Origin of the sequence: Staphylococcus sp. MI 10-1553 (assembly GCF_010365305.1) — a bacterium.
In the GTDB taxonomy this organism is placed as follows: Bacteria; Bacillota; Bacilli; order Staphylococcales; family Staphylococcaceae; genus Staphylococcus.
In genome coordinates this window covers 102836-127253 of sequence record NZ_CP048279.1, presented here as the reverse complement: position 1 = coordinate 127253, position 24418 = coordinate 102836, and the positions used below count along the sequence as shown (strand labels likewise).

29 protein-coding genes and 1 pseudogene are annotated in these 24418 nt (G+C 34.4%); 9 read left to right on the top strand and 21 right to left on the bottom strand.

Features of this window, described 5'->3' with window-relative positions:
• Positions 1 to 61 precede the first annotated feature (61 nt).
• From GZH82_RS14550 to GZH82_RS14545, 3 genes are all read right to left on the bottom strand, one after another.
• Positions 62 to 217, bottom strand: a complete 156-nt coding sequence (locus tag GZH82_RS14550; RefSeq protein WP_162680743.1) for a hypothetical protein — start codon at positions 215 to 217, stop codon at positions 62 to 64.
• 104 nt (positions 218 to 321) lie between these two features.
• Positions 322 to 510: an ATP-binding protein gene (locus GZH82_RS00570; protein ID WP_238989601.1), complete on the bottom strand. Its 189-nt coding sequence runs from the start codon at positions 508 to 510 to the stop codon at positions 322 to 324.
• A 17-nt stretch (positions 511 to 527) separates the two neighbouring features.
• Entirely contained in the window at positions 528 to 716 is a 189-nt protein-coding gene (locus GZH82_RS14545; protein WP_457853066.1) for a Mu transposase domain-containing protein, read from the bottom strand.
• A 478-nt stretch (positions 717 to 1194) separates the two neighbouring features.
• Here GZH82_RS14545 and GZH82_RS00565 point away from each other — a divergent pair, with 478 nt between their 5' ends.
• From GZH82_RS00565 to GZH82_RS00545, 5 genes are all read left to right on the top strand, one after another.
• Positions 1195 to 1557 (top strand): DUF3147 family protein, encoded by a 363-nt coding sequence (locus tag GZH82_RS00565; protein WP_162680844.1) that lies wholly within the window; start codon positions 1195 to 1197, stop codon positions 1555 to 1557.
• A 15-nt stretch (positions 1558 to 1572) separates the two neighbouring features.
• A complete protein-coding gene (locus GZH82_RS00560; RefSeq protein ID WP_162680843.1) occupies positions 1573 to 1968 on the top strand; it encodes a DUF3147 family protein in 396 nt (131 codons plus the stop codon).
• Positions 1937 to 2479, top strand: coding sequence for a TetR/AcrR family transcriptional regulator (locus GZH82_RS00555; RefSeq protein WP_162680842.1), 543 nt, complete (start codon positions 1937 to 1939; stop codon positions 2477 to 2479). Before GZH82_RS00560 ends, GZH82_RS00555 begins: the two co-directional genes overlap by 32 nt.
• A gap of 405 nt (positions 2480 to 2884) precedes the next feature.
• Positions 2885 to 4066: a M20 family metallopeptidase gene (locus tag GZH82_RS00550; RefSeq protein WP_162680841.1), complete on the top strand. Its 1182-nt coding sequence runs from the start codon at positions 2885 to 2887 to the stop codon at positions 4064 to 4066.
• A gap of 20 nt (positions 4067 to 4086) precedes the next feature.
• The gene (locus GZH82_RS00545) at positions 4087 to 5475 is read left to right on the top strand and encodes a YfcC family protein (protein WP_162680840.1); all 1389 of its coding nucleotides are present in this window, start codon (positions 4087 to 4089) and stop codon (positions 5473 to 5475) included.
• Here the strand turns inward: GZH82_RS00545 and GZH82_RS00540 are convergent.
• Both GZH82_RS00540 and GZH82_RS14055 read right to left on the bottom strand, forming a co-directional pair.
• Positions 5472 to 6362, bottom strand: coding sequence for a LysR family transcriptional regulator (locus GZH82_RS00540; protein WP_162680839.1), 891 nt, complete (start codon positions 6360 to 6362; stop codon positions 5472 to 5474). The two genes, GZH82_RS00545 and GZH82_RS00540, sit on opposite strands and share 4 nt — an antisense overlap.
• 57 nt (positions 6363 to 6419) lie before the next feature.
• Positions 6420 to 6590 (bottom strand): annotated as a pseudogene (locus GZH82_RS14055) (alpha/beta hydrolase); the annotation flags it as partial.
• A gap of 370 nt (positions 6591 to 6960) precedes the next feature.
• On the opposite strand from GZH82_RS14055, the gene GZH82_RS00530 reads away from it, so the two are divergent.
• Entirely contained in the window at positions 6961 to 7701 is a 741-nt protein-coding gene (locus tag GZH82_RS00530; RefSeq protein WP_162680837.1) for an NAD-dependent protein deacylase, read from the top strand.
• A gap of 96 nt (positions 7702 to 7797) precedes the next feature.
• Here the strand turns inward: GZH82_RS00530 and GZH82_RS00525 are convergent, their stop codons facing one another.
• From GZH82_RS00525 to GZH82_RS00500, 6 genes are all read right to left on the bottom strand, one after another.
• A complete protein-coding gene (locus tag GZH82_RS00525) occupies positions 7798 to 7947 on the bottom strand; it encodes a hypothetical protein (RefSeq protein WP_238989600.1) in 150 nt (49 codons plus the stop codon).
• 43 nt (positions 7948 to 7990) lie between these two features.
• Positions 7991 to 8461: a peptide-methionine (S)-S-oxide reductase gene (locus tag GZH82_RS00520; protein ID WP_162680836.1), complete on the bottom strand. Its 471-nt coding sequence runs from the start codon at positions 8459 to 8461 to the stop codon at positions 7991 to 7993.
• Positions 8462 to 8603: 142 nt separating this feature from the next.
• Positions 8604 to 9539, bottom strand: coding sequence for an amidohydrolase family protein (locus GZH82_RS00515; RefSeq protein ID WP_162680835.1), 936 nt, complete (start codon positions 9537 to 9539; stop codon positions 8604 to 8606).
• Between the two features lie 592 nt (positions 9540 to 10131).
• Positions 10132 to 11265 carry a Fic family protein gene (locus tag GZH82_RS00510; protein WP_162680834.1) on the bottom strand — a complete coding sequence of 378 codons (1134 nt, stop codon included), beginning with the start codon at positions 11263 to 11265 and terminating at the stop codon, positions 10132 to 10134.
• Positions 11266 to 11455: 190 nt separating this feature from the next.
• The gene (locus GZH82_RS00505; protein WP_086428585.1) at positions 11456 to 11659 is read right to left on the bottom strand and encodes a helix-turn-helix domain-containing protein; all 204 of its coding nucleotides are present in this window, start codon (positions 11657 to 11659) and stop codon (positions 11456 to 11458) included.
• Positions 11660 to 11668: 9 nt separating this feature from the next.
• On the bottom strand, positions 11669 to 12124 hold the full coding sequence (locus GZH82_RS00500) for a DUF2975 domain-containing protein (protein ID WP_238989599.1): 456 nt from the start codon (positions 12122 to 12124) through the stop codon (positions 11669 to 11671).
• A 164-nt stretch (positions 12125 to 12288) separates the two neighbouring features.
• Here GZH82_RS00500 and GZH82_RS14480 point away from each other — a divergent pair, with 164 nt between their 5' ends.
• Genes GZH82_RS14480 through GZH82_RS14045 form a run of 3 tightly spaced genes read left to right on the top strand, consistent with a single transcriptional unit; the run spans position 12289 to position 12953 of the window.
• Complete coding sequence (locus tag GZH82_RS14480) at positions 12289 to 12477, top strand: PhzF family phenazine biosynthesis protein (protein ID WP_343236265.1); 189 nt, start codon at positions 12289 to 12291, stop codon at positions 12475 to 12477.
• Complete coding sequence (locus tag GZH82_RS14475) at positions 12458 to 12712, top strand: PhzF family phenazine biosynthesis protein (protein WP_343236264.1); 255 nt, start codon at positions 12458 to 12460, stop codon at positions 12710 to 12712. The genes GZH82_RS14480 and GZH82_RS14475 overlap by 20 nt, the downstream gene beginning before the upstream one ends.
• A 13-nt stretch (positions 12713 to 12725) precedes the next feature.
• Complete coding sequence (locus tag GZH82_RS14045) at positions 12726 to 12953, top strand: PhzF family phenazine biosynthesis protein (protein ID WP_238989598.1); 228 nt, start codon at positions 12726 to 12728, stop codon at positions 12951 to 12953.
• 162 nt (positions 12954 to 13115) lie between these two features.
• Here the strand turns inward: GZH82_RS14045 and GZH82_RS00490 are convergent, their stop codons facing one another.
• The 10 genes from GZH82_RS00490 to GZH82_RS00445 are packed head-to-tail and all read right to left on the bottom strand — an operon-like array spanning position 13116 to position 24410.
• Entirely contained in the window at positions 13116 to 14258 is a 1143-nt protein-coding gene (locus GZH82_RS00490) for a DegT/DnrJ/EryC1/StrS family aminotransferase (RefSeq protein ID WP_275401863.1), read from the bottom strand.
• Positions 14259 to 14261: 3 nt separating this feature from the next.
• Positions 14262 to 14882, bottom strand: coding sequence for an acetyltransferase (locus tag GZH82_RS00485; RefSeq protein ID WP_162680832.1), 621 nt, complete (start codon positions 14880 to 14882; stop codon positions 14262 to 14264).
• Complete coding sequence (locus tag GZH82_RS00480; protein ID WP_162680831.1) at positions 14879 to 15475, bottom strand: sugar transferase; 597 nt, start codon at positions 15473 to 15475, stop codon at positions 14879 to 14881. Before GZH82_RS00480 ends, GZH82_RS00485 begins: the two co-directional genes overlap by 4 nt.
• Before the next feature lie 11 nt (positions 15476 to 15486).
• On the bottom strand, positions 15487 to 16731 hold the full coding sequence (locus GZH82_RS00475) for a glycosyltransferase family 4 protein (RefSeq protein WP_162680830.1): 1245 nt from the start codon (positions 16729 to 16731) through the stop codon (positions 15487 to 15489).
• Between the two features lie 36 nt (positions 16732 to 16767).
• The gene (locus GZH82_RS00470) at positions 16768 to 17973 is read right to left on the bottom strand and encodes an O-antigen ligase family protein (RefSeq protein WP_162680829.1); all 1206 of its coding nucleotides are present in this window, start codon (positions 17971 to 17973) and stop codon (positions 16768 to 16770) included.
• Between the two features lie 21 nt (positions 17974 to 17994).
• Positions 17995 to 18954 carry an ATP-grasp fold amidoligase family protein gene (locus GZH82_RS00465; protein WP_238989597.1) on the bottom strand — a complete coding sequence of 320 codons (960 nt, stop codon included), beginning with the start codon at positions 18952 to 18954 and terminating at the stop codon, positions 17995 to 17997.
• 17 nt (positions 18955 to 18971) lie between these two features.
• On the bottom strand, positions 18972 to 20174 hold the full coding sequence (locus GZH82_RS00460; RefSeq protein ID WP_162680828.1) for a hypothetical protein: 1203 nt from the start codon (positions 20172 to 20174) through the stop codon (positions 18972 to 18974).
• Positions 20175 to 20179: 5 nt separating this feature from the next.
• Positions 20180 to 21289 (bottom strand): glycosyltransferase family 4 protein, encoded by a 1110-nt coding sequence (locus GZH82_RS00455; protein WP_162680827.1) that lies wholly within the window; start codon positions 21287 to 21289, stop codon positions 20180 to 20182.
• Positions 21290 to 21306: 17 nt separating this feature from the next.
• Positions 21307 to 22581, bottom strand: a complete 1275-nt coding sequence (locus GZH82_RS00450) for a nucleotide sugar dehydrogenase (RefSeq protein ID WP_162680826.1) — start codon at positions 22579 to 22581, stop codon at positions 21307 to 21309.
• Positions 22582 to 22583: 2 nt separating this feature from the next.
• Positions 22584 to 24410 (bottom strand): polysaccharide biosynthesis protein, encoded by a 1827-nt coding sequence (locus tag GZH82_RS00445; RefSeq protein ID WP_162680825.1) that lies wholly within the window; start codon positions 24408 to 24410, stop codon positions 22584 to 22586.
• Positions 24411 to 24418 lie beyond the last annotated feature (8 nt).

Here is a 24418-nt window from a genome sequence, read left to right as displayed (position 1 = left end):
CTATGCCATGTTTTCCATCTGCTCCGCCAATTCTAGAATTTTTGATACTTGCATGGAAGCCTTACATCGCTTCAAAGTTTTCTCTGTTAATATATATTTCTCCCTCATACCTTCTTGCCCACTCCGACATATACTCCAAATAGTCGGCAGTAAAATAAACTTCTGTCCCAGCTAAAGCATGTATTTTACCTCCTTCTGTAATAATGGTATGAATCAATACCCTCAGCACGTTCCCTTATTTTTTGTGCTATCTTTTTGAGATATTGCCCTCTCTACAGCTGGTGTGTCAATAGCGGTTTGAAAATGTCGTTTTTTAGCGGTTTAAGAATGACGTATGTTTAAACTTTTTTCACTTTTATAGTCTTTAAGTCGGTAGGAATCCCGTGTTATTTTAAATGTTTTTGAATGATGAATGAGCCTATCAATAATGGCTGCTGACGCTATTTTGTTACTAAATGAATCCCCCCAACTACAAAAGGGGATATTCATCGTTATGATTCTGGATTTCATTTCATATCTGAGTGACATCAATTGATAGAAGAGAGCTGCTCTTCGGTAACATAATTGAATTTTTTGTCCGATAAATGATGCGTTCTAATTAATTCGGCATCAAAGTAGATTGATAACTCGTCAGTCAACTCATTAAAGATTAATTGAACCTCCTCTCCAATAAATTTTGTAGGTACTGAATATTTACCTTTTCTAAAATTAACCATCGACTCTTTAGAATTGAAATAGTGTATCTTGTTTTCTATCCCAAGTTAATGTGATATACTTCATTTTTGAATAGTGTAGAATGCAAAGAAAGATATTGAATTGATAACGTTTGCCAAATTTATCATGCATGACCATATCTTCTTTCCAGTCTACTTGAGCAGCTATACCGGGGCGTGTTTCTACCCGTATAGTTGCTTTTTTAATTTCCTTCTATTTCTTATTCTTACACTATTCTCTAAGAATCGTATACTTGCCTTCATATCCTTTTTTAGAAATATATTTATAAATCGCCATAGCCGTACAACCCAACTCTAATTTTTCGTGTATGAGCGTTTAATTTTTTCAAAGAATTAACAAATAAATATGCCCATTTCGTGTCATTTTGTTTAATTCCTTTACATTAAAAATGATGCGCGTTACGATATTATTAAACGAAACGTTTCGTTTAATAATTAAATCTTAAGGAGGCACACGTTCATGTTTGGGATCTCCTTGACAAGTGTCTTATTACGCTTTTTAATTGGTGGCTTTGCTGTTGCTTTAGCTTCTGTTATCGCTGGAAAAGCAGGTGGAAAAATTGGCGGTGTTATTGCGACGATGCCAGCTGTTTTCTTAGCTGCGATTTTTGCACTAGCGATTGACCATCATGGTGATACATTAGTGCAAATGTCGATTCGTCTAAGTTCTGGAGCCATTTTAGGTATTCTCTCCTGTATTGTGACTGTCGGCCTAACTGTCCTTTACATTCATAAACATGGCTTTCAAAAAGGGACTGTTTTTTCAGTATTGTGTTGGCTTATCATTTCTTGTGCATTATTCGGTATACAACATTTCTTATAAGGAGCGCGAAAAATAGTGAAATCGGCATTAATCAAGTTTATCGTAGGCGGCTTCACAGTCGTATTAAGTTATATCATTTCCCAAGTCTTGCCTTGGAAAGAGTTTGGTGGAATTTTTGCAACGTTTCCAGCGGTTTTCCTCGTATCTATGTACTTATCTGGAATGGAATTTGGCGACGTTGTTGCAGTACATGTCAGCCGTGGTGCAATTTTTGGTATGATAGGCGTCCTTGTTGATATTGTCGTCACTTGGGAAATGTTAAAAGTGACACATCTCTGGTTGTTAAGTATTGTAGTAGGATTTGTTGCGTGGTTTATAAGTGCAATGATAATATTAGAAATTGTTGAATGGATAGCACATAGAAGCAAAGGAGGTCACTATGGCCGGAAGACCCAAAGATCCCACAATTAATCAAAAAATTTATGAAGAAATTGAACGGTTACTCGTAGAATATAATTTAAATCAAATTACGATCGATCAGATTGCAGAAAATACAGGTGTCTCAAAAGCGACGATTTACCGTCGTTGGCCAGACAAAACATTTATCATTATGGATCTGTTTTTAGAGCGCGCAGAAACATTTCATCCAGCGTATTTCAATTTATATGATGATTTGTATCGCTTTCTCGTGACAATGATGAACATATATAAGACACCCATTGGTACCGCAGTCATTGAGATTTTAGTTAGCCATCATGATACAAATGCGAAAGCGCGCTTTATGGAAGAATATTTCTTGAAAAAGCGTGCCATCTTAAAATCAATCATTGAACCGCATATTCATAGTGAAGATGAAGATATGTTAATCGACCTTATTTTCTCACCCATTTACTTTAACATTCTAATTAAACCAGATGTGTTGAATGAATCATACATTGAAACGATGCTCACGAAAGTATTGCAAGCTTATGAATTAATATAAAGGTGGGCTTGATTATCTGCTCTACTCTGATGATTTTGCCTCCATGAACTCGCTTGCTTAGGAGCTTAAGTTATGTTAGAAAACAAAACATCAAAAATTTTAGAAGCGCATCAAACGCAATACATTTTCAATTACTATCACTCTCTTGTCCTTAAACAATTTTAATAGAACCTAGGATGTAACTTAGCCAAAATAATAAAACACCTCAAAATTCGTTTGAAAGAATTTTGAGGTGTTTTATTAGGAAACTGAACCCCAATATCCTAATCCCTCTTTCCCACCTTAACAACGCCACATAAAAATCTATAAAATTATTTTATCATCACTTAAAAATTTTGAATTTCACTCTACAGGATTTAAATGATAATTTTATATCAAGAAAGCGCTTTCTTTAGGAGTGGGATTATGGATTATAAATTAAGAATTAATAGCGTAATACAGGATGTAGAAAAAATACTGTTTGATTTAAATGACTTTATTCATGATAACCCTGAGATAGGTAATCATGAATTTAGAGCAGTAGACAAAATCACATCATTATTAAAGAGCTATGGGTTTTCTATACAAAAAAATGTGTCAGGTCTGCCTACTGCTTTCATTGCTTCTTTTAATAATCATAAAAAAACAAATACCGCTTTAACTATAGGATTAATATGTGAGTTTGATGCATTAGAAGGGATGGGACATGGGTGCGGCCATAATTTGCAACCGCCATCAATTATTGGGGCAGCTATTGCTATCACAAAAGTTTGTAGCGATTTAAATTACAAGTTAAAGGTTATTGGCACACCAGCAGAAGAAACGACTAGTGGTAAAATCCCAATGCAGAAAGAAGGTATCTTTAAAAATTTAGATTTAGCTTTAATGATGCATGGCGGAGATAGAACTACTGTTGATGTTAAGTCTTTAGCCATTAATAAGATAGATTTCGAATATAGCGGTGTCCCTTCTCATGCTGCAGTTTCTCCTGAACTTGGAAGAAGTGCACTTGACGGCGTAATGATGTTATTTAATGGTATTGAGTATCTACGAGAGCATGTTACTCCCGATGTACGTATGCACGGTATCATCACAAATGGAGGTCAAGCTGTCAATATCGTACCTGAATATGCTTCTGCCCAATTTTCAATTCGTGCCGAGAAAAGGAAAAATCTAAATGAAGTACTAGATAGAGTATATAAAATCGCCAAAGGAGCTGCATTGGCAACAGAAACTCAAGTTCAAATAAAAACATTAAAACAAATGGAAAGTAAAGTTAACGTTCAATCATTAAATGATGTACTTTTGAGAAATGCCCGAGAAGTCGGTGCTTCACAAATTTCACCTCCTAGAGAAAAAACTGGATCTACAGATTTCAGTTTAGTTACACACGATGTTCCTGGTGCATGTTTAAGAACAGCTTTCGTTCCATTTAATACACCCAACCACACTATTGCTTGGGTAAAGGCAGGAAAAACTCCAGAGGCTTATAATGCAATTCGAATTGCTAGTAAGGCTTTAAGTTATACAATTATTGAATTTTTAACTGATAATGTTTTGCGTTCAAGAATCAAGTCTGAATTCGATAAAGCACAAAAAGAGGTTTAACAAGATTGGGGTGTTTGTTAATGAAACATAAGAGTGGGAAAACTTTTCCTGATGCTATTGTAATTATATTTGTCATGTCTATAATTGCTGGTATTCTGACCTACATTTTACCATCAGGAAAGTATAAAAGGACAACAATTGATGGTATACACGAAATCATACCTAATTCATTTCATTCAACGGCTAAAAATCCAACAAGTTTAATAGATTTTATAACCGCTATTCCACAAGGTCTAATAGAAAGTGCAAACATTATTTTCTTAGTATTAATCATAGGGGGCGCTATTGCTATTATTGATTCAACTGGCGCAACTTACAGTGGTATTAATGCATTAGTAGAAAAAACAAAAGGTAGAAAATATTTATTAATTATTACTATAGCTTCCATATTTGGTATCATGCACCAAGTCGGGGTATCAGGAAATACAGTCATCGCTTTTATCCCTATAGGAATTATGCTTGCAAGGGCAATGAATTTAGATGCTATCGTCGGTGTCTCAATGGTTTATCTGGGAAACTTTGCTGGTGGGGCAGTGGGCACATTTGATCCTGCCATTATGGGCGTTGCACAAAAAATTGCAGGCGTCCCACTATTCTCTGGTGCATGGTTTAGAATCATTATTTTTATAACTCTGATTACTGTTACAATTATATATATATGTAGATATACTAAAAAAATAAGTATAGATTCTTCAAAAAGTATATTAAAAGATAATCCATTCCCTGTAGAAGTGATTGATACTGTTAGTAATTTTGAAAAATTCAATAAAAAACATCTACTTGTTATTTTAACATTTATAGCTTCTATAGGCATTTTCTTGTTCGGTGTATTTAACTATAAATGGTCGGTTAATGAATTGTCAGGCATCTTTATTTTAACTTCTATCATAATTGCAGCCATCGATAAAATTAAACCTAATGACTTTGTTCATATATTCATGAGTGGTGTCAAAAAATTAACATATGGTGCAATTATTATTGGTATTGCCAGATCTATTATAGTTATTTTTAAAGAAGCAAATATCTTAGATACAATAACTCACATAGCTACAGCGCATATACAAGAATTACCCACAATGATTGGCGCTCTAGCGATGTTTGCTTTCAATTGGTTTTTTAATATCCTTGTTAGTTCTGGTAGTGGGCAAGCCTCTATAGTCATGCCCATTATGACGCCAATAGGTGATATGATAGGTCTAACAAGACAAACAACTGTGTTAGCATTTAAGCTTGGAGATGGTATAACAAATATTATTACGCCTTTTTCAGGGGTGTTGATGTCAGTTCTTGCAATTGGCGGTATACCGTGGACCAAGTGGCTAAAATTCGCATTCCCATTAGTGTTATGGTGGACACTTGTAGGTGCAATATTTCTAGTCATTGCTGTATTGATAAACTATGGTCCTTAGCAAAAATAGTTTTCACAATATTCTATAAAATTTTGAACATGGTTATTTTCTTTTGCAGATTCTCTATAAAATAACCATGTTTTTCTATATAATTCGCTACCTTTCCTATCCACTAAATTGTATTGATAAAATTCTTCATTTTTATCAATACAAGTATATGGAATAATAGAATATCCCATCTCCTCTTGGACCAGTTTTTTACAAAGTTCAACTTTATCTGATTCTATCACTATATTTCCTTCAACACTGTATCTACTTTGCCACCAATCATTAATTAACTTAGTAATTGAATTCTCCAACTCAACATATGCTTTGTAGTTCTTTTGTGGCTTATAATTAATTCTAGGGATTTGTGGTAAACTATCCAAATTAATTGGTCTACTACTTATTAAAGTAATCGGGTCCTTTTTTAAAAATATTTTCTCTCCACACCATTGATAATCACCAGTAACAATCGCTACATCTAATTCATTATTCTCTAATTTTTGCATCACTTCGGAACTCCATCCACTTTCTATGTTTATTTTTAAAGCGGGTTCCACGACTGAAAAAGCTTTAATTATATACGGTAAATGATAAACAATAAAGTTACTGTTAGCACCTAGTTTAAAACTATTGGGTATAGATGATTTGATTTCACTAATACTATTTTTCAAATTTTGTATATCATGCAAAATCTTGTTCGAAAATTGCATTAAATATTCTCCTTCAGGGGTAAATTCAATGTTTTTACCAAACCTATTTGTAAGATGGATACCAAATTCTTGTTCAATTTTCTTCACTCTATATGTTAAAGCAGGTTGTGAAATAAAAAGCTTTTCTGCTACCCTAGTTAAATTTTTTTCTTGATGAAGCAATGAGAGAATTTTATAATCTTGTTCTTTCATCAAGACCCCCCTTTAAAATAAACAATTTCTTTTCACTCGTAACCTATAACTGATTCCTTATGATTCACTCCATAAAAAGTAAGTCAACTCATCTGCAACGTCACTGTTCTCATGCAATTCACTGTACTGTGCCGTCTTACCTTCATATTTTGATTCTTTGTAACTTTTTGGACTATCCCCTAATAGATATTTCAATGATTTTGAGGAACTATTGGACACACTGCCGTCATAGCCATGTAAAAATAATGTAGGTGTCTGACTTTTCACAAGCTTCGTATTATAGTAGTTTTTAGAATTAGCCTGATGGTGATTGAACGAAACCGCAACAAACAATCCAACGATTAAGACAACGATTAAAACAGTGGCGCCCCAAATCCATTTCTTTTTCATGACATGACCTCTATTCTCTCTTTTTTATTATAAAGGAACTGGCTCAAAAAAGCCTCAGATTGGCTCTACACCTTTTTATTACTATTTAATATAATATCACTCTACACTTTTCGCTTTAAAATAACATATTTGTTAAAATGAATATATGATTACCTTAACGTATTAAAATGTTAGCGATAAAGATTTTATTGATATGGAGTGAAAAGGTATGAATGAAAACATTGAAAAATTAAAAGCGATCATTAATCAGGCTCAAAAAATCGTTTTTTTCACTGGCGCAGGCGTCTCTGTAGCGAGTGGTATTCCCGATTTCCGCTCTATTGGGGGGTTATATGATGAAATTTCTAAAAAAGGGTATTCTCCTGAATATTTGTTGAGTACGGATTATTTACACAGTGATTCAATTGGATTTATGGATTTTTGTCATCAATATTTATTATTTGCAGATAAAGCGCCTAATCCTGTACACAAATGGATTGCCGAATTGGAGCAACGTCAGCAATCATTAGGCGTCATCACGCAAAATATTGACGGCCTTCATAGTGACGCAGGGAGCCAACATGTCGATGAACTGCATGGTACACTCAATCGCTTCTACTGCCCGAATTGTCAGCAGCAGTATACGAAAAATGAAGTCATGCAACAGCAACTCATTCAATGTAAACACTGTGGCCATGTCATTCGACCTGACATTGTTCTTTATGGAGAAATGTTAGATCAAGCGACTATTACGCGTGCGGTACAAAAAATCACACAAGCGGATACATTAATTGTGCTAGGTTCTTCATTGGTCGTCCAACCCGCAGCCGGACTTATCTCAAACTTTCAAGGTCAGCATCTCGTGATTATTAACAAAGACACAACCCCTTACGATCATTTTGCAGAACTGGTTATTCATGACGACATGGTCACTGTCGTGGAACAACTTACAGGAGATATATTGTCGTAAATGAAATGATAAATCAAAAAGCAGTAGCTCTCGTGTAGAACTACCGCTTTTTTTGCTTTAATGGGATGTTTAAATACTTTCATCCACTCTCACAGTTTATTTCACAACTGTAACGATACGGCTATCAATATACCCCATTCGTTTTCCTTTTTTGTCATATAAAGCATAATATTTTTTGCCATTCGTATGATCGTACACGTCTTTAACTTTGTATTGGTTACCAGCTTTAATATGCTTTACAGACACTTTTTGTTTGAGGTGGAGACCTTTCTAAACTGTGATTTTGCCTTTATAGATATTTCTTCATCAATGCTTCTGGGATATGACAGTAATCATTCGGATATTTGTCGAGGTGATCTTGATGGATAGTGGCACTCGGAATGTAGTTCGTGAGTGGTTTCACTTCGACAGCGATACGTTCGGCATCAGGTCGCTGGTGAATGAATCGTCGCGCTTCATCTAAATGTTTCGACTGTTCGCTGTACGCACCTGTCCGATATTTAGAACCAACATCTTCTCCTTGTTGATCGATGCTATACGGGTCTATGATTTCAAATAAGTAGCCCATCAATGCGGTAACATCGACTTGTGATGGATCAAATGTTGTTTTAACGCACTCGACATAGCCGTCATACGGACCATCTAACGTTGTTGTAGCACCATTTGCACGTCCTGCTTCTGTTGTGATGATACCGGGCAATGTTTTGACAAATGCTTGCACACCCCACAAACAGCCTCCTGCAAGATAGATTGTTTCCATACCTCTCCCTCCTTATGTTGCTTCTATTTATATGATGGGCGCTAGTGAACCCAATGATACATCGAACACTATTTTCGTTAATCAACAATCAAAAACACTTCTGCGCATCATCAGCACAAAAGTGTTTGAAATGTGAATATCATTATCTTCCTAATAACGTTTCGGCATTTTGATACATAAACTTTTCTTTTTGTTCATCCGTAATAAGGTCAGTTATTAAAATTTCATCTGTTAATTTTTTGACCACTGGCTCAATCGTGTACGGCGTGTCTGAGCCGTAAACAATGCGATTTTCATCTGCCATTTGAAGCAGCATCGGTAATTGTTGTGGTAACACTTTACCTGCTAAATCAAAATATAAATTGTTCATTGTTTTCAAAATATCATCCGGTTGTTCTTCATATTCAAAAATCGCATTCCCCATATCAATCCGTTGCGCAATCACTGGGAGTAACGCACCGCTATGTGGGACAATCCATTTAATATTAGGAAATTTACTAAATGTGCGGTTTTGGTTCATATAGACAATAGCTCGTGTCGTATCAAAGAAAAATTCCATCAATGGTGTAAATACTTTCTTTTTAATCGATGGGTTAATCGGCTGTGGTTCGTTCGGATGGATCGCCACAATCGCATGACGTTCATTTAATTTCTCAAAGATTGGATCTAAGCTTGGGTCGCCTAAATAAATTCCACGCGCATGTGATGGCAACGTGAAACCCACAGCATGATGGACATCTAATGCACGATTAATCGCTTGAATCGATGCATCAACGTGAGGAATCGGTAATGATGCGAAAAGGCCAATTTTTTCGGGATACTTTTTCACCAGTTCCCCACCATACGCATTGGCTTCCTCATTAACTTCAATCATGACGTCATCTGGGGCAGCGCTATGATGAGGCCCTGCAATCGACAGCACCCCGTAATCAATCTCCATTTCCTCCATAAATTTCAAATAGCCCTCGATCGAAAATAGCGGCGTCGCAACACCTGCCCCCTTTCCATCAAAATACTCATCTAAATATTTGATAAAACCTGGTGAGAAATAATGTGAATGCAAATCGATTTTTTTCATGAGACACACTTCTTTCTTTTTAATATGTGTTGAATAAAAAATATGTCACTGAACCAAAGCGTTGGGACAATCATACTTTCATACACATGGTTGAATGCCTTTATCTACAGCGTTTAGAGCGCCGGCAGTCTTCCCTCATTTCACTTTCCTTTCACTCTAGCACATTAAGATGACACAACAACCCTTTCTGATACTTATTGACATATCGCATCACCGTCATCTCACTTACAAGATATTTCTTTTTCATATCAAACTGTTTTTAATGACCTATCAAATTAATTTTGCGTACAGTTTAAATAAACAATGACATGCGATACACTTCATATTATATGTTTATCATTTCACGCCCTCAAACAATTCTTCTTAGTCCATCGTCAGCAATATAATCGTTCACATTGCAACTTCATCAAGCCATACCCGTGACGAATAAAAAAACATCCTGCAAACTTCTTAACGCAAAAAATACGAAATTTTGCGTTAAGAGAATGTAGGATTTTCATCAATGATTTGACAAAATGCTGTTATATCAACGTTTTTAAGTGTTTAGCTTCTTTTTTGAACACTCACGTTACACACGAGCCCTTGTGTTAACTTATCTTAGAATTTGTAATAAATCATAATTCACATACACTTTATTACGTTTTCGCGCATGATCCACATCAATCATACCTAGATCAACCAGTGTATTGAGATGCATTCTGGCAGTATTTTCACTCATATCCAAACTTTTAGCTGCATATTTAACAGTCACATTGGGTGTTGTAAACGTGTAAAACCAGACATCCATGATTTTTGAACCAGCAGCATTATTAATTTTCTTAAGCCCTTCTTTAGCTAATGTTTCGATATTTTCTAGCTTCGTTTGTAGATTTAGAATCATGCGTTGACAAGCGCGTAAGTAAAATTGAATCCATTTGTACCAATCAGCATGAGAACCTCTGACACTATTCAACAAATTGTAGTATCGTAGTCTTTCTCGCTCTAATTCTTCACTCACAAAAAATATCGGCGCATTTACAGCACTTTCAGCCATCATATTCAGCACAATTAATATTCTGCCGAGACGACCATTGCCATCAAGATAAGGGTGAATAGATTCGAACTGTGCATGCATAATTGCCGTTTTAATCAGCGGGTCAGATTGTTCATCTAAAAAAGTGTATCCTTCTTTGAGTACATGATCAAAACTAGGATGCTTAACACGATTGATGTAATGTTCCCAGTTTGTCATATAGGCATCAATTTCATGAGCAGGAACGGGAATATAGACAGCATCTTTAATATCACTACTGGGTCCAATAAAATTTTGAATCTTTCTAAACTCACCGGAAGAGACAGTGGTTCCTCTTGTGTTGCGTCCCATCAATATCTTGTGCAATTCATGAATCAGACGCGTTGTAATAGGATTCCCATTTTTAATTTGCATGACACCATAATCTAAAGCATCTTTATAATTGAGCACTTCCGTCACTTCCGTACTTTTTTGTTCATTCGGTGTTTCTTCAATAATATCTAGAAATGTGACCTGTGTACCTTCAATTCTTGTAGACTGAACCGATTCCGATAACGTCAATAATTGAATCATTTGTGTACTCACCAATGAATGATTAATTTGTGTATTTAGCGCACCTATTAAACTATTAATTTCAGCAACTGATTTGTATAAATCTAAAGCATTTTCTAAAGTCACTTGGGGTGGTAAGAAATCTATGCCTCGTAAAGTCATTAAAAACACCTCTCTTAACGCAAATTATACAACATTTTGCGTTAAGAGAGGATATCAATTTGTTCTTCTTTATATCTCATTATCAGCTAAACCTTGTTATATCAACATTTTTAAGTGTGTAGCTTCTTTTTTGAACACTCACGTTACACACGAGCCCTTGTGTTAACTTATCTTAGAATTAGAGACGAAATTATGATTCTTCATAAACGATAATGTCGCCGGGTTGGCATTCTAAATATTTACAGATGGCCTCTAAAGTACTGAAGCGCACGGCCTTTGCTTTCCCCGTCTTTAAAATGGATAAGTTCGCAATGGTCACATCGACGGCTTTGGACAATTCAGTCAGCGACACGTCTTTTTCTTTTAACACTTCATCTAACTTTATTTTAATCATAATGACTCCTTATATCGTCAAATCATTTTCTTCTTTGAGCTTACGTGACTTTTCAAAAATAGCACTAAAAATGAGTGCCACTGTACCAAGCACCATTAAAAGTGTATCAGATAAGTCCTGCATATTAAGAGCTTTCATGTATTTGAGGTCAATTTGAAGTGAATTGGTCAAAAAGCTTGTGGCTGAAAATATCATAATACCGAGAGAAAGGTATAAAATCCTATTCTGTGATTGAGTTGAAAATTCAAATTTCTTGTATATGTCATTGATGAGTATGATCGTTAAGCCAAAAACACCCACCAGTATTAGCAAACGGACAATATACACCACTGCATAAAGTTGATATGGTAATGGCGTGTGCCAAATTGACGTTTCAAGCAATTGATAATATTGGATTAAGTCTTTAATTCCTCCAACAAGATATAAGATAGACGTTATCACAGCTAGCATTTGAATCACTCTCATGTGTTTGGGTATCGTCATAGAAACCTCCCCTTTTTATTGATTATCGATAAAATTATACCACCTTTTTTATCGATAAACAATAAAAACTTAAAATATAGACTTCCACTTGCTCACTGCTATTCAGTATAATGGAACTTAATTCAACAAGGTAGGGCGTGTTTGAGGTGAAACAATATGTAGTTAATGCATTTACAAATCGTGTTTTTAGTGGGAATCCCGCAGCGGTATGTATTTTAGATGAATGGTTGGATGACCAAACAATGTTATTGATTGCACAAGAAAAAAATTTATCTGACAGCAGCTTTTGCGGTAAAACAAAATGGGAAGTACCAATTGCGTTGGTTTACACCTAGAGGCGAAATTGATTTGTGTGGCCATGCGACATTAGCAACGGCGTTTGTCCTTATGAATGAAGTAGATACAACCCTTAAAGATGTCACAATTTCAACATTGAGTGGTGATTTGACAGTTATACGAGAAGATCAACTTTATCGCATGATTTTTCCACCGTTTGACTTAAATCGCGTTGAATTGACTCAAGAAATGATTGATGCGTTAGGGGCTACACCAACAGAAGTATATTTATGAAGAGATTTATTATGTGTTTTTGAAAAATAGTGAACAAGTGATACATTTGAAACCTGACATCGAAAAAGTCAAACAACTCGATGACCTACTCGTACATGTCACTGCACCAGGTACTGACACAGATTGCGTTTCTCGAAGCTTTGCGCCAAAACACAGTATTGCAGAAGATCCGGTATGCGGTTCAGGACATTGTCATATTGTGCCATACTGGGCTAAAACACTAAACCAAACCGACATTTAAGCATATCAAGCTTCAGCAGAGGTGGCATGATTTATACGACATTCAAAGATGGCGTGCTGACATTGGCTGGAGAAGCAGTGTTGTTTGCCAAAAGTGAGCTTTATATTTAATAAAACGGGGAGTGAACCGTAGTATATATCACTCCCCAGTTGTCTATCGTATTTACTTCGCCGCTTCATATATCTTTTTAATGATTGATATAACACGGGCTTGTTGTTCATCAGTCATATCCGATCCTGAGGGCAGACAGATACCATTTTCAAACAATGTTTTAGCATTATCTGATGACTCAGGAATATAATCATAATCGCGGTATAAAGGTTGTAAGTGCATCGGTTTCCAAACTGGTCGTGCTTCAATATTTTCAGCACTCAATTTTTCAATGATTTGATGAACAGTTATTCCTGCTTCGTCTGGATTGATTGTCAAAGCAGTGAGCCAACGATTGCCTTTAGATGATTTTAACTCTGGCTGAAACTCAAATCCTTTTAAATCACGAAAAGCCCTATGGTAGTTTTCAAATATCGCTCTTCTTCTCGCAATTCTTTCATTCAATGCTTCCATTTGGCCTCGACCAATCCCTGCTGAAATATTACTCAGTCTGTAATTGTAGCCTAATTCACTGTGCTCATAATGTAATGCTTGATCTCTTGCCTGTGTTGATAAAAATAAGGCATGATCTAATGGGTGTTGCGTTGAAACAAGCATCCCGCCCCCACTTGTCGTGATAATCTTGTTGCCATTAAACGAAAACGTACTGTAATCACCAAACGTACCACTCATTTGGTCGTGATAAGAAGCGCCTAAAGATTCCGCTGCATCTTCAATGAGTTTAACTTGATAACGATCACATAACAATTGAATCTCATCAAATTTTGACATTTGGCCATATAAATTTACTACAATGACAGCTTTAGGTTTAATCCCTTTGTCTTCATATGCCTTAAACGCTTTTTCGAGTGCAATCGGTGACATATTCCAAGAGTCTTTTTCTGAATCAATAAAAACAGGTGTCGCATTTTGGTATAAGATGGGATTAGAAGTGGCACAAAACGTCAGTGTCGAACAAAAGACCACATCACCAGCTTCTACACCACTTTCAATTAAAGCGAGATGTACTGCTGCCGTACCACTGCTCAATGCAAGCGCGTAATCACTACCTACATATGACTTGATGCTATCTTCAAATGCATTCACATTTTCACCTAGTGGCGCAATCCAATTTTGTTCAAATGCGCGTTCAATATATTGTTGTTCAGTGCCTCCCATATGGGGTCTTGATAAAAATATCCTTTCATTTCCCAAACCTTATTCCTCCTTTGGTCTAGCAGGTGTCCCAATGACTGTCATATGTTTGCCTACATCTTTAACAGCTGTTGCACCCGCTGCTACAATTGCATGACGTCCAATGTGAATCGTTGGAAGAATTGCAGCACCGGCACCAATATGCACAAATCCGTCAACTGTAACGCCACCTGTCAACGTCGCGTGTGGTGAAACATGGACAAAATCTGCAATTTGGTTATCGTGTTCAACAACGGCACCTGTATTGATAATTGCGTGATTCCCTATTTTTGTATCTGCATTAATGACTGCTTGTGCCATTACTACAGACCCTACTCCAATGCTAGCACTCGGACTAATCACTGCAGTCGGATGAATCAGTGTCGCAAATCGCTTGATGTCAATTTGAATCTTATTAAAAATTTGTTCACGTACAACGTTATTTCCTATTGCGATACAAAAATAAAAATCTGAACGGTAGTTTTCAATTTGCCCAAGGTTGTCATAGAATACGCCCTCTTTTTCAACATATTGATGAATTGCGTCATCTAAATAACCTACCACTTCATATTCATTACTCATGTCGGCAATGTCTCTCACAACTTTTGCATGCCCACCATTGCCAATTAAGATCAGTTTTTTCATATAGGGTTACCTCTAAACTTTTCTATTGTCACATGATTTTCAGCACTAATATCTTTTTTTTGAAGTACATTTTTAATAGTTTGATATAGAATAAACATATCTAATTTAAAGGATTGATTTTCCACATACCATACATCCAGTTTAAACTTTTGTTCCCAAGTAATAGCATTCCTACCATTCACTTGTGCCCAACCTGTAATGCCCGGTTTCACACGATGTCGCTGACGTTGTTCCTCGCTGTATAGAGGCAAATATTCCATCAACAAAGGGCGAGGTCCAACTAAACTCAGATCGCCTTTCAACACATTAATCAGTTGTGGTAACTCATCAATACTCATTTTTCTAATCCATGCCCCTACTTTCGTCATACGTGCTTCATCTGGTAAAAGTTGTCCAAAATCATCCTTTTCATCAGTCATTGTCCTAAATTTATATATTTTAAAAGGCACTTCATCTTTTCCAGGTCTGACTTGCTTAAAAATAACTGGCGCCCCTAACTCTTTTCGTATCAAAATAGCCGAACCGATGAATAAAGGAGACGTCGCAACCAATGCCATCACACTGACAGTAAAATCAAACACACGTTTTAACATGATTCACGCTCCTAACTCTCCAAGATTTGAACAAGTTTCTTCGTTAAATTTTCAAAATCATAGTAATTAGCAGTTTGAGCAGCATTTTTTCCTTGTTGAGATGCTAAATTCTCATCTCTAGACATAGCCACAATTGCTTCAGCTACTTTTCGAGGTGTTTGCTCACTGACACAGACACCACAATGATTCTGTTCAATCACGCTATAACCTGTCGTATATGTCTGTAGAATAGGTCTTCCAGCAGCAAGATATTCAAATAGTTTATTTTGGCTTTGTCCATACTGATCTAGTTTTGTGCTACGATTATGAAGTATATTGGCGTACGCATTTTTTAAAATAAATGGTATAAATCTTTTAGGAACTTTACCTTTAAACAAAACATTGTTAAGGCTTAATTGATGCACTTTTTCTACAAGTTGGCTTTTTTCATCTCCATCACCGTATATGAGTATTCGAATTTTTTCTTCTGAATAATACTCTTCTATTATACGAGCTGCATCGATTAATAGTGACAAATCATTCACTTTTCGAATCGATCCTGTATAGATAAAATTTTTAAAATCTCGATTCAATAAATGAACATCATCTTGATGATAGTTGGATGCATTTTGATAAAAGTCTCTTAATACAACTCCATTACTAATATGATGCACCTTGTTTTCAGATATCTGACTATTCCAGCCTTTATTTTTTATATATTCATAACCACCTGGCCAAGTCATTACAATAGAATCCGCCTTTTGATAAATCAATTTTTCTATGTGATACATTATTCTTACGAGTGGGTTTTTCTTACTTAAAATGCTATAAGCTACAATACTTTCAGGCCATAAATCTCGAATTTCAACCACACATTTAATATCCCACTTTTCAGCTATTCTTAATCCCGCTATTAATGTTAGAGGATGAACGCTAGAAGCTAAAATAACGTCTGGGCGCCCATATCTTTTACGATATTTTTCTGCAACAGTGAGTAATCTTTGAGCAAAAGAAATCATATTAAAAATTCTATGATGATTATTAGACTGATAAGCGTGTGATTTTATAAAAACAAAAGGGATTTCGTTAACAACGCGCTCACCATATTGATTTTTCTCGCTATCAATTGTTTCATTGGAATTATGTCTTGTATTTGCGCAAAAAATGGTCACCTGATAACCTTGTTTCTTTAAATTTTCAGCAAACCAATAATGTCTGCCACCTTCATTAAAATATTGATCTGTTGCGTAATGATTCATAATCCAAATGTTTTTCACAAATTAAACCCCCTCTCTAATAAACACTCAATTTATTCATTCATGTTTTTCATTTTGATTCATATGTGTCGCCATACTGAAACCCACGCCTATGATAAATATTTGTAACAATCCAATAGACAGTTGGTTTTGAAATAATGTTGTTTCAAAAGATTGATGGACTATAATTCCAACAAAAAAACTAGCTGATAATCTAACTAAAAAATGATTTTTGTATCGTGTCATGCTGAGCCATATTAAAAGAAAAATAATAAGAATCAATATAAGTCCTAGATAGCCTATTTGCATTAAAATATTCAAATATAAATTGTGAGGAGACTGATTATGTAAATATAGTCCTTGCGCTAGTGTTCCTGGGCCATAACCTAGTAACGGTTTCTGACTGATAAATTCTGTTAGTGGTATCCACAGTTCATTTCGACCTGACATGATACTTTTGCCTGTATGTGCTAATACCCAATTTTCTAAAGGTAAATAGAATTGAAACGTGGGCAATAATGGATAAATGTATATAAATGCAATACTTGTAGTAATTAAAACCAGAAAAAATGCCATAGCCACAAAACGAGATTTCACTATGAATTTCCAAAATATATAAACTAGAAAAGTAGCAACAATGCTTAACAGTATAGACCTCGTGTCACTTGCTAAAATCAGAATAAAACTTATCGCTAACATAACAAAATATAAAATTTTATATTTAGAAAACTTCATTCCACATATTAGAAAAAAGGAGGTGTAAAACATATAAGGACCTATTAAGTTAGAGTTGTTATAGATACTTGAAAATAACTGTGGTGCTCCTTCTAAAATAAAAATAAAGAATTGACACATCGTAAAAAATATTACTAACATGTTGATAGGCCTTAAATCACTGTAATCCAGTTTTATTAAATTCAAATATAGTATCATATTCAAACAAGCAACCATTTGAACAGTATTTATCAGATCCTTAAGTTGATAACTATTATTCAAAATAGAAAGCACACAGATAACAGCAAGTAAAAGAATCAAAAATAAAATAGTCAATTGTAATTTGTTTAAGTTCGCACCTTTGAATAAATAAACGATTAAACCTATATTTGTAATCCCAAAAACTAAAAACAATGCTATTAGGCCTATAACTACAAAAGATGATACAGTAGCATTAAGAGACCCCAACAGAATAAGAAAATACAGCGCAAAAACAACTATGGTGGATACCTTAAAAACAAATTGCTCCTCTATTGAATTGACTTTCACAATCAACCACCTCAATGCTTTTTAATTATCTGGTTTCAAATGGTTTCGAGGAATACGTGTTAAATCTATTTTTTGGCCATATTTAATTTCATTATCAATTGGATTTAGTACTAATTGACCTCCATTTGGATGAAAAGTCATTTCCCCAAAATATAACTTGTTTTGACCCACTAAAAAATCTACTCTACAAAAAGGAAAAGGAGACGCTAATGTTTCAGCGACTTCTATCATTTCCGTCACATATTGACTCAGTTCAAAATCACTATCATCAAAACCGGTTCTATTTATATCAATGTCTGATTTTTTTAATGTTTTCTCGTATAAATTAATTTGACTATTGAGAGAAGCACGTCCTTCTTTATCAATAATATTTTTAATAACACCAAAAAACTCTACTTTTCCTCCAAATACAAAAAATTTATAGTCTACCAATTTGTCATCACTTAAATATTCTTCAACAAGTATTTTCGGATGTATATTTTTGTAATTCCACTCTCTTGAATATTTGTAGTAATTATCTTTCAGAGCTCTGTTAAATCTACTTTTTACTTTATGGAGATCTGTTTTACCTTTCTCTACTAATTGATTCACACCTGATGTATGATTCGTTTTTAAAAACACTTTCTCTGGCATTTGATTAAAATCGATATCATCAAAACTTTCGAAAACTCCTATTAACGGTGGTAACAAATGGTTATAACCGTGATTGATTAAATGGTTTCTCATTAAATATTTATCAGTATATTCTGTTTGTAATGGATTCCGGTAGTTCAATTTAAGCCAGTTTATTTTGTCTATAAAGCGTTCTGGTTTTTTTAACTCAAGCTTTATACCCGAATTCATTCTAATATTTATTTTAGTAAATTGTTCATCATTCAAAGGTAACATCATGATGCTTTTCAACTTGCTTAATTTTCTATACAAAGTCTTTGTTCTTTCTCTTAAAAATATATTCCTGATGATTATTTTAAAATTTTTCACTATTTAAACACCTCATATTATTTTAAGTGCTTTGTTTCCAAACGATTAAAAATGATAAGTTGTACAATAATCTTAATTCCATATGTCAACAGCTGAGCCAAAGCAATAACAACAATATTCTGTGAAATCGTGTATAAAACTAAGGAGAGAAGCATAAATAACACTAATGTAAGTGTGTCTAAGATTGCTTTACGTTTTAATGAATAATATTTAACTAAGAAACTTCTAATAATATAGTCGGCACTAATAAGACTAAATGTCATTGTCACAAATATATATATATTTTCAATCGACTCAACGTAATCTACATAGAGCATGCGAATTAATATCAAACCTAAAAAGTAAGACAAGATAAAAACCATACCAATAATTAAAGGTAAAATTATATACACCCTACGTTTAACATTTTTTGTAATGGCATCCGTATTAGCTAAATAGCTTAAAATAACTGAAGAAATCATTGTGAATGGAAACAACAGCATTTTGGTCGGTAGTGTTGCAATATAAAAAATCGTGACGCTACTCGCATCAAATAAATAATTAATAATAAATCTGTCAGAATAATTCATTAAAGCGCCTACACAACCTGATGTGAGTAAAAATACTAATGCCGAGTTCTCGATACTTTTATTTCGAACTACGAGTAACATACGCAAATCCACTTTCACCAATACATATGTAAACACATTGATTACAAATTCAATCATGACAAAGTAGAACAGAATTTCATTAATGTTATGCATATCGATAAATAAGAGCGTAATGTAGAATAAACTCAAAATCATATTAATCTTAAGTATTTTCATGAATGCTTTTTTCACTCTATAAAATACGAGTAAAAACATTCGACTTGACGTTAACAATATGAGTAAAACAAGTAAGAAGTAGGTCAAAAAACTGATATCTACATAGAACAATGCTATTAATCCTGCTATGGAAACAGCTAGAATATATCCTAGTAACTTTTTGTAATAACTATAGAGCGCTTTTTTTCCTTCAAATTCATTTCCAAACATATGATAGTTTTTTTGATATAAATTCGTAAAACTTGTATTAATAGTGATAATGACAACATTACAAATCCCATATACAATAAGAAATCTACCAAAATGATTTTGCCCTAAAGTTCTTTCAAAATTAGGAAATAAAAACACTTGCTGCACAATAATAAACAAACCTTGTGACAAAATATTGATTAACATATCTTTTATAAATTTCATTTCAATCACAAGCCTTTTATTTTTTCATAAACTTCCTTATATTGAGCTGCTACCTCATACCAAGAGAACTTATTTTTATCTATTTGAGCGATGTTACTTTGTATTTCTTTATAATGACTGATTATATTTAACATGCTTTTGACAAGCCCCTTAGCATCAAAAGGTGAAACAGCATATCCAACAAGCCCCTCTTCAAAATAACGATCAAATCCCTCTCCTTTGGTATATATCAAAGGCAAATTTTGAGTGAGCGCTTCTAAATAAACTAAACCAAATGTTTCAGAGAAAGAAACTAGTGCAAAAACATCCATTCTCTCCATTAAACTTTTAATGTCTTCTTTGTTTCTTTTTCCCAATAAATGTATATGTTTATAGGAGGATAAAACATTATAATAATGATTATCTAGAATTTCACCTATTACATATATATTTGTCACTATACCTAGCGTTTCATCATTTAAATACTTCGCTAAGAATTCTATGTTTTTATTTTTCATCACTCTACTTACACATAAAATGTTAAGCTGCGATGATAATTTCTTTTTTCGTGTACTCTGATGATTTATCCAAAAGTTATTGATGCCATTAGGTATGACTACTACTTTTTTGTTTATTTCTTCTATTTCAGATGAACGTTTAAATAATGCATTAATTGTTTTATTCTTATATGACTCAGATAAGAAAACAATAGTACTTGCCTGTTTGAGAATTTTTCTCCCTAATGGCAGTAAATGTTTATAAAATCGTATAAAAAAATTCAAGTCTGTATTTCGTACTGTTATCACATAAGGTTTACCTAGTTTGTATGCAACATAACCATCAGTAAAAAGCGTGTGTGCATGAACCATATCATACTGCTCTATTTTTAAATCCAATGTGTCAATCCACTTTTTTATTTTCTTTTGCTTACTAAAATAAAAGATTCTGTCTTTACTTTTTAAAAATTTTTTATGATAGACATTGCTGTAATTTAAATCATTAATACAATGTTTGTCATCATTTACTTTTCTTGGCATGATTACTTCATTACTTACATTTAATAATTCAAGATAAGCCAATAGTTCGCTATGTAAGCGCGAATGCATATAATTTGAATTAATATGAAGAACTTGCATATTTTCCTCCTGAATTTTTAAAGAGACCAATACGAAATACGATTAGTTTCATATTTTTTGAATCTATTTTTCAAATCAAATATAATGGCTTCTGATGCTAATAAATCTATAAATCTCTTGTCTTCCATTTTCTTGAAATAATCATGATCTACAGCATATATCATGACATCAATATCGGATTTTATATTTTCAAATGATGCAGTACTAAACTTCAGACAACTATCTTTAAAGTTTTCAACAAAAGGATCAATGACTATCGGTATAATGTCATAATCATTCAATTCTTTAATGACTTCTATCACTTTTGAATTTCTAAAATCGGGGGTGTTTTCTTTAAACGTGAGTCCATAAACAACTATATTGCTATCTCTATTTTTGCCTTTTTTCATTAATTCTTTAATTAAATTCTTCACTATAAAACTAGGCATATAATTATTTATATTTCGACCAGTAGAGATAATTTGGGAATGATAGCCAAGGTTTTCAGCTTGATAAATAAAATAGTAAGGGTCTACACCGATGCAATGTCCTCCAACCAATCCTGGGTAAAAGCCTAAAGCATTCCACTTAGTATTCATGGCTTCTATGACTTCAAATGTATTAATTCCCATTAAATCAAAAACTTGCGATAACTCATTCATAAACGCTATATTAATATCACGTTGACTATTCTCTACTACTTTAGCACTTTCTGCTACTTTAATTGTTGAAGCTCTATGGACACCTGCTTTGATGACTTTTTCATATGTTTCAGCAATCGTATCTAATGCTTCTCGATCAATTCCAGACACAATTTTTATAATATTTTCAACTGTATTTTTACGGTCTCCTGGATTAATGCGTTCAGGTGAATAACCTACTTTAAAGTCGTCACGTACTTTTAAACTAGATATTTCTTCTAAAAGTGGTACACAGACATCCTCAGTTACACCAGGGTATACTGTTGATTCATAAATGATATAGTCTCCCCTTTTCAAATACTTTCCAACTAATTCTGTCGCATTCTCTATAGGAGACAAATCGGGCGTATTATCTGGATTGATTGGTGTAGGTACAGTAATAATGAAAAAATTAACCTCATGTAAATCTCCTTCATTTGAAGAGAATTTTAAAGTTGTTTTTTTTAATACTTCTTCTCCAACTTCTCCAGTTGGATCAATATGATTTTTATAGTTTTCAATCTTTTCCTTATCTATATCAAAGCCAATTACATGGTAATGTTTGGCAAATGCAATTGCTAACGGCATACCTACATATCCCATTCCAATCACTCCAATTTTCATATCACTCATTCTTATTTCCTCCTCCACTCTATTGTCCATCTATCATTTGCTATATCTAAAATTTCTTCCCTAGAAAAGTCTGTTTTTAAAAGTTTGATGATATATTCCATGTCATCTATATCAACCCTACTCACTTTCCCTCTATATATCTTTTCATAGACTTGTTCAGGATGGATTTCATCTTCATTCAGCAGTTCTTCATACAGTTTCTCGCCTGGACGAATACCTGAAAACTCAATCCCAATGTCCTCTTCTTTTTTACCACTCAAACGGATAAGGTTTTTGGCAAGGTCGACAATTTTGACAGGCTCTCCCATATCCAGTACGAACACTTCGCCACCTTCTGCCAGCGCCCCTGCTTGTAGGACGAGACGTGATGCTTCAGGAATCGTCATAAAATAACGCGTCATTTCAGGATGTGTGACTGTGACTGGACCACCTGCTTCAATTTGCTTTTTAAATAACGGTATCACTGAGCCGCGTGAACCGAGGACATTGCCAAATCGTACAGCGACAAAGTCTGTTTCACTGCTCGCATCGTTTAAGCTTTGAATAATCATTTCGGCGATTCTTTTACTTGCGCCCATGACATTCGGTGGGTTGACAGCTTTATCAGTCGAAATCATGACGAATTTGCAAACTTTAGCATGTTTTGCAGCTTCTGCAGTGTTTTTCGTCCCAATAATATTATTTTTCAGTGCTTCCTCTGGGTTATATTCCATTAATGGCACATGTTTGTGCGCCGCTGCGTGATAAACGATAAACGGTTCATATTTTGACATCACTTGAAACATTCGTTCACGATCTTGAATATCCGCAATGACAGGAATGATATCAATCGTCTCTTGATATTCGCGGATGAGCTCTTGGTGAATCAAATAAATACTATTTTCACCATGACCGACGAGAATGATACGTTTCGGTTTGAATTTGCACACTTGACGGCATATTTCCGAACCAATCGAACCACCCGCACCTGTCACTAATATCGTTTGATTCGTCAACTCTTTTGAAATCGAATACATATCAAGTTCCACTGGATCCCGTCCAAGCAAATCTGCTACGGACACTTTTTTAAGTTGGCTAACCTCAATCTCGCCTGTCATGACTTCTTCAATATTAGGCATTTTTAAAACTTCAATACTCAAGTTTGCCGTTAATGCGCTAATATCTTTCAATCGTGTAACAGGGAGAGTCGGAATCGCTACAATGACTTTTTTGATTTTATACCGCTTCACGAGGTCCGGAATATCATCAATCGTGCCTTCCACTTTGATATTCGTCGATAATGTCATATTCCGTTTATTCGGATCATCATCCACAATTGCAACCGGCTCCATCCCCATATAAGGACTGTTTGTCATCTGTCGCAGTAGCAACAAACCACCTCGTCCCGCCCCTACAATGAGTGTCGGAACCTTTTTATAATCATTTTTAATATATACGCGGCGATATACCCTCCAGGATAGTCTCGAACCACCGATTAAAATTAAATGCATCATCCATGTGATTAAATATAATCTGACAAACATATTGCCATCCATTAAAACAAAGACAATGACCATCGTCGTAACGATTGCGTATGTCACCGATTTGACAATGAGAAATAATTCCGTCACACTCGCATATTCCCACGCGCGATGATAAATGTTAAAAATATAAGCGAAAATATGGTGTGTCACTAATAATGATATAGACGTAAAAAATAGTAAGTTTGTTGAATAGTTTTGAAAATACGGTTCTAATATGTAATAACTGAGAAAGACTGAAAATGTAACAATTAACGAATCTACTAATATGAGTAAAGCTAATCTCTGCTTCACCGTTAATTTTGACAATGACATCA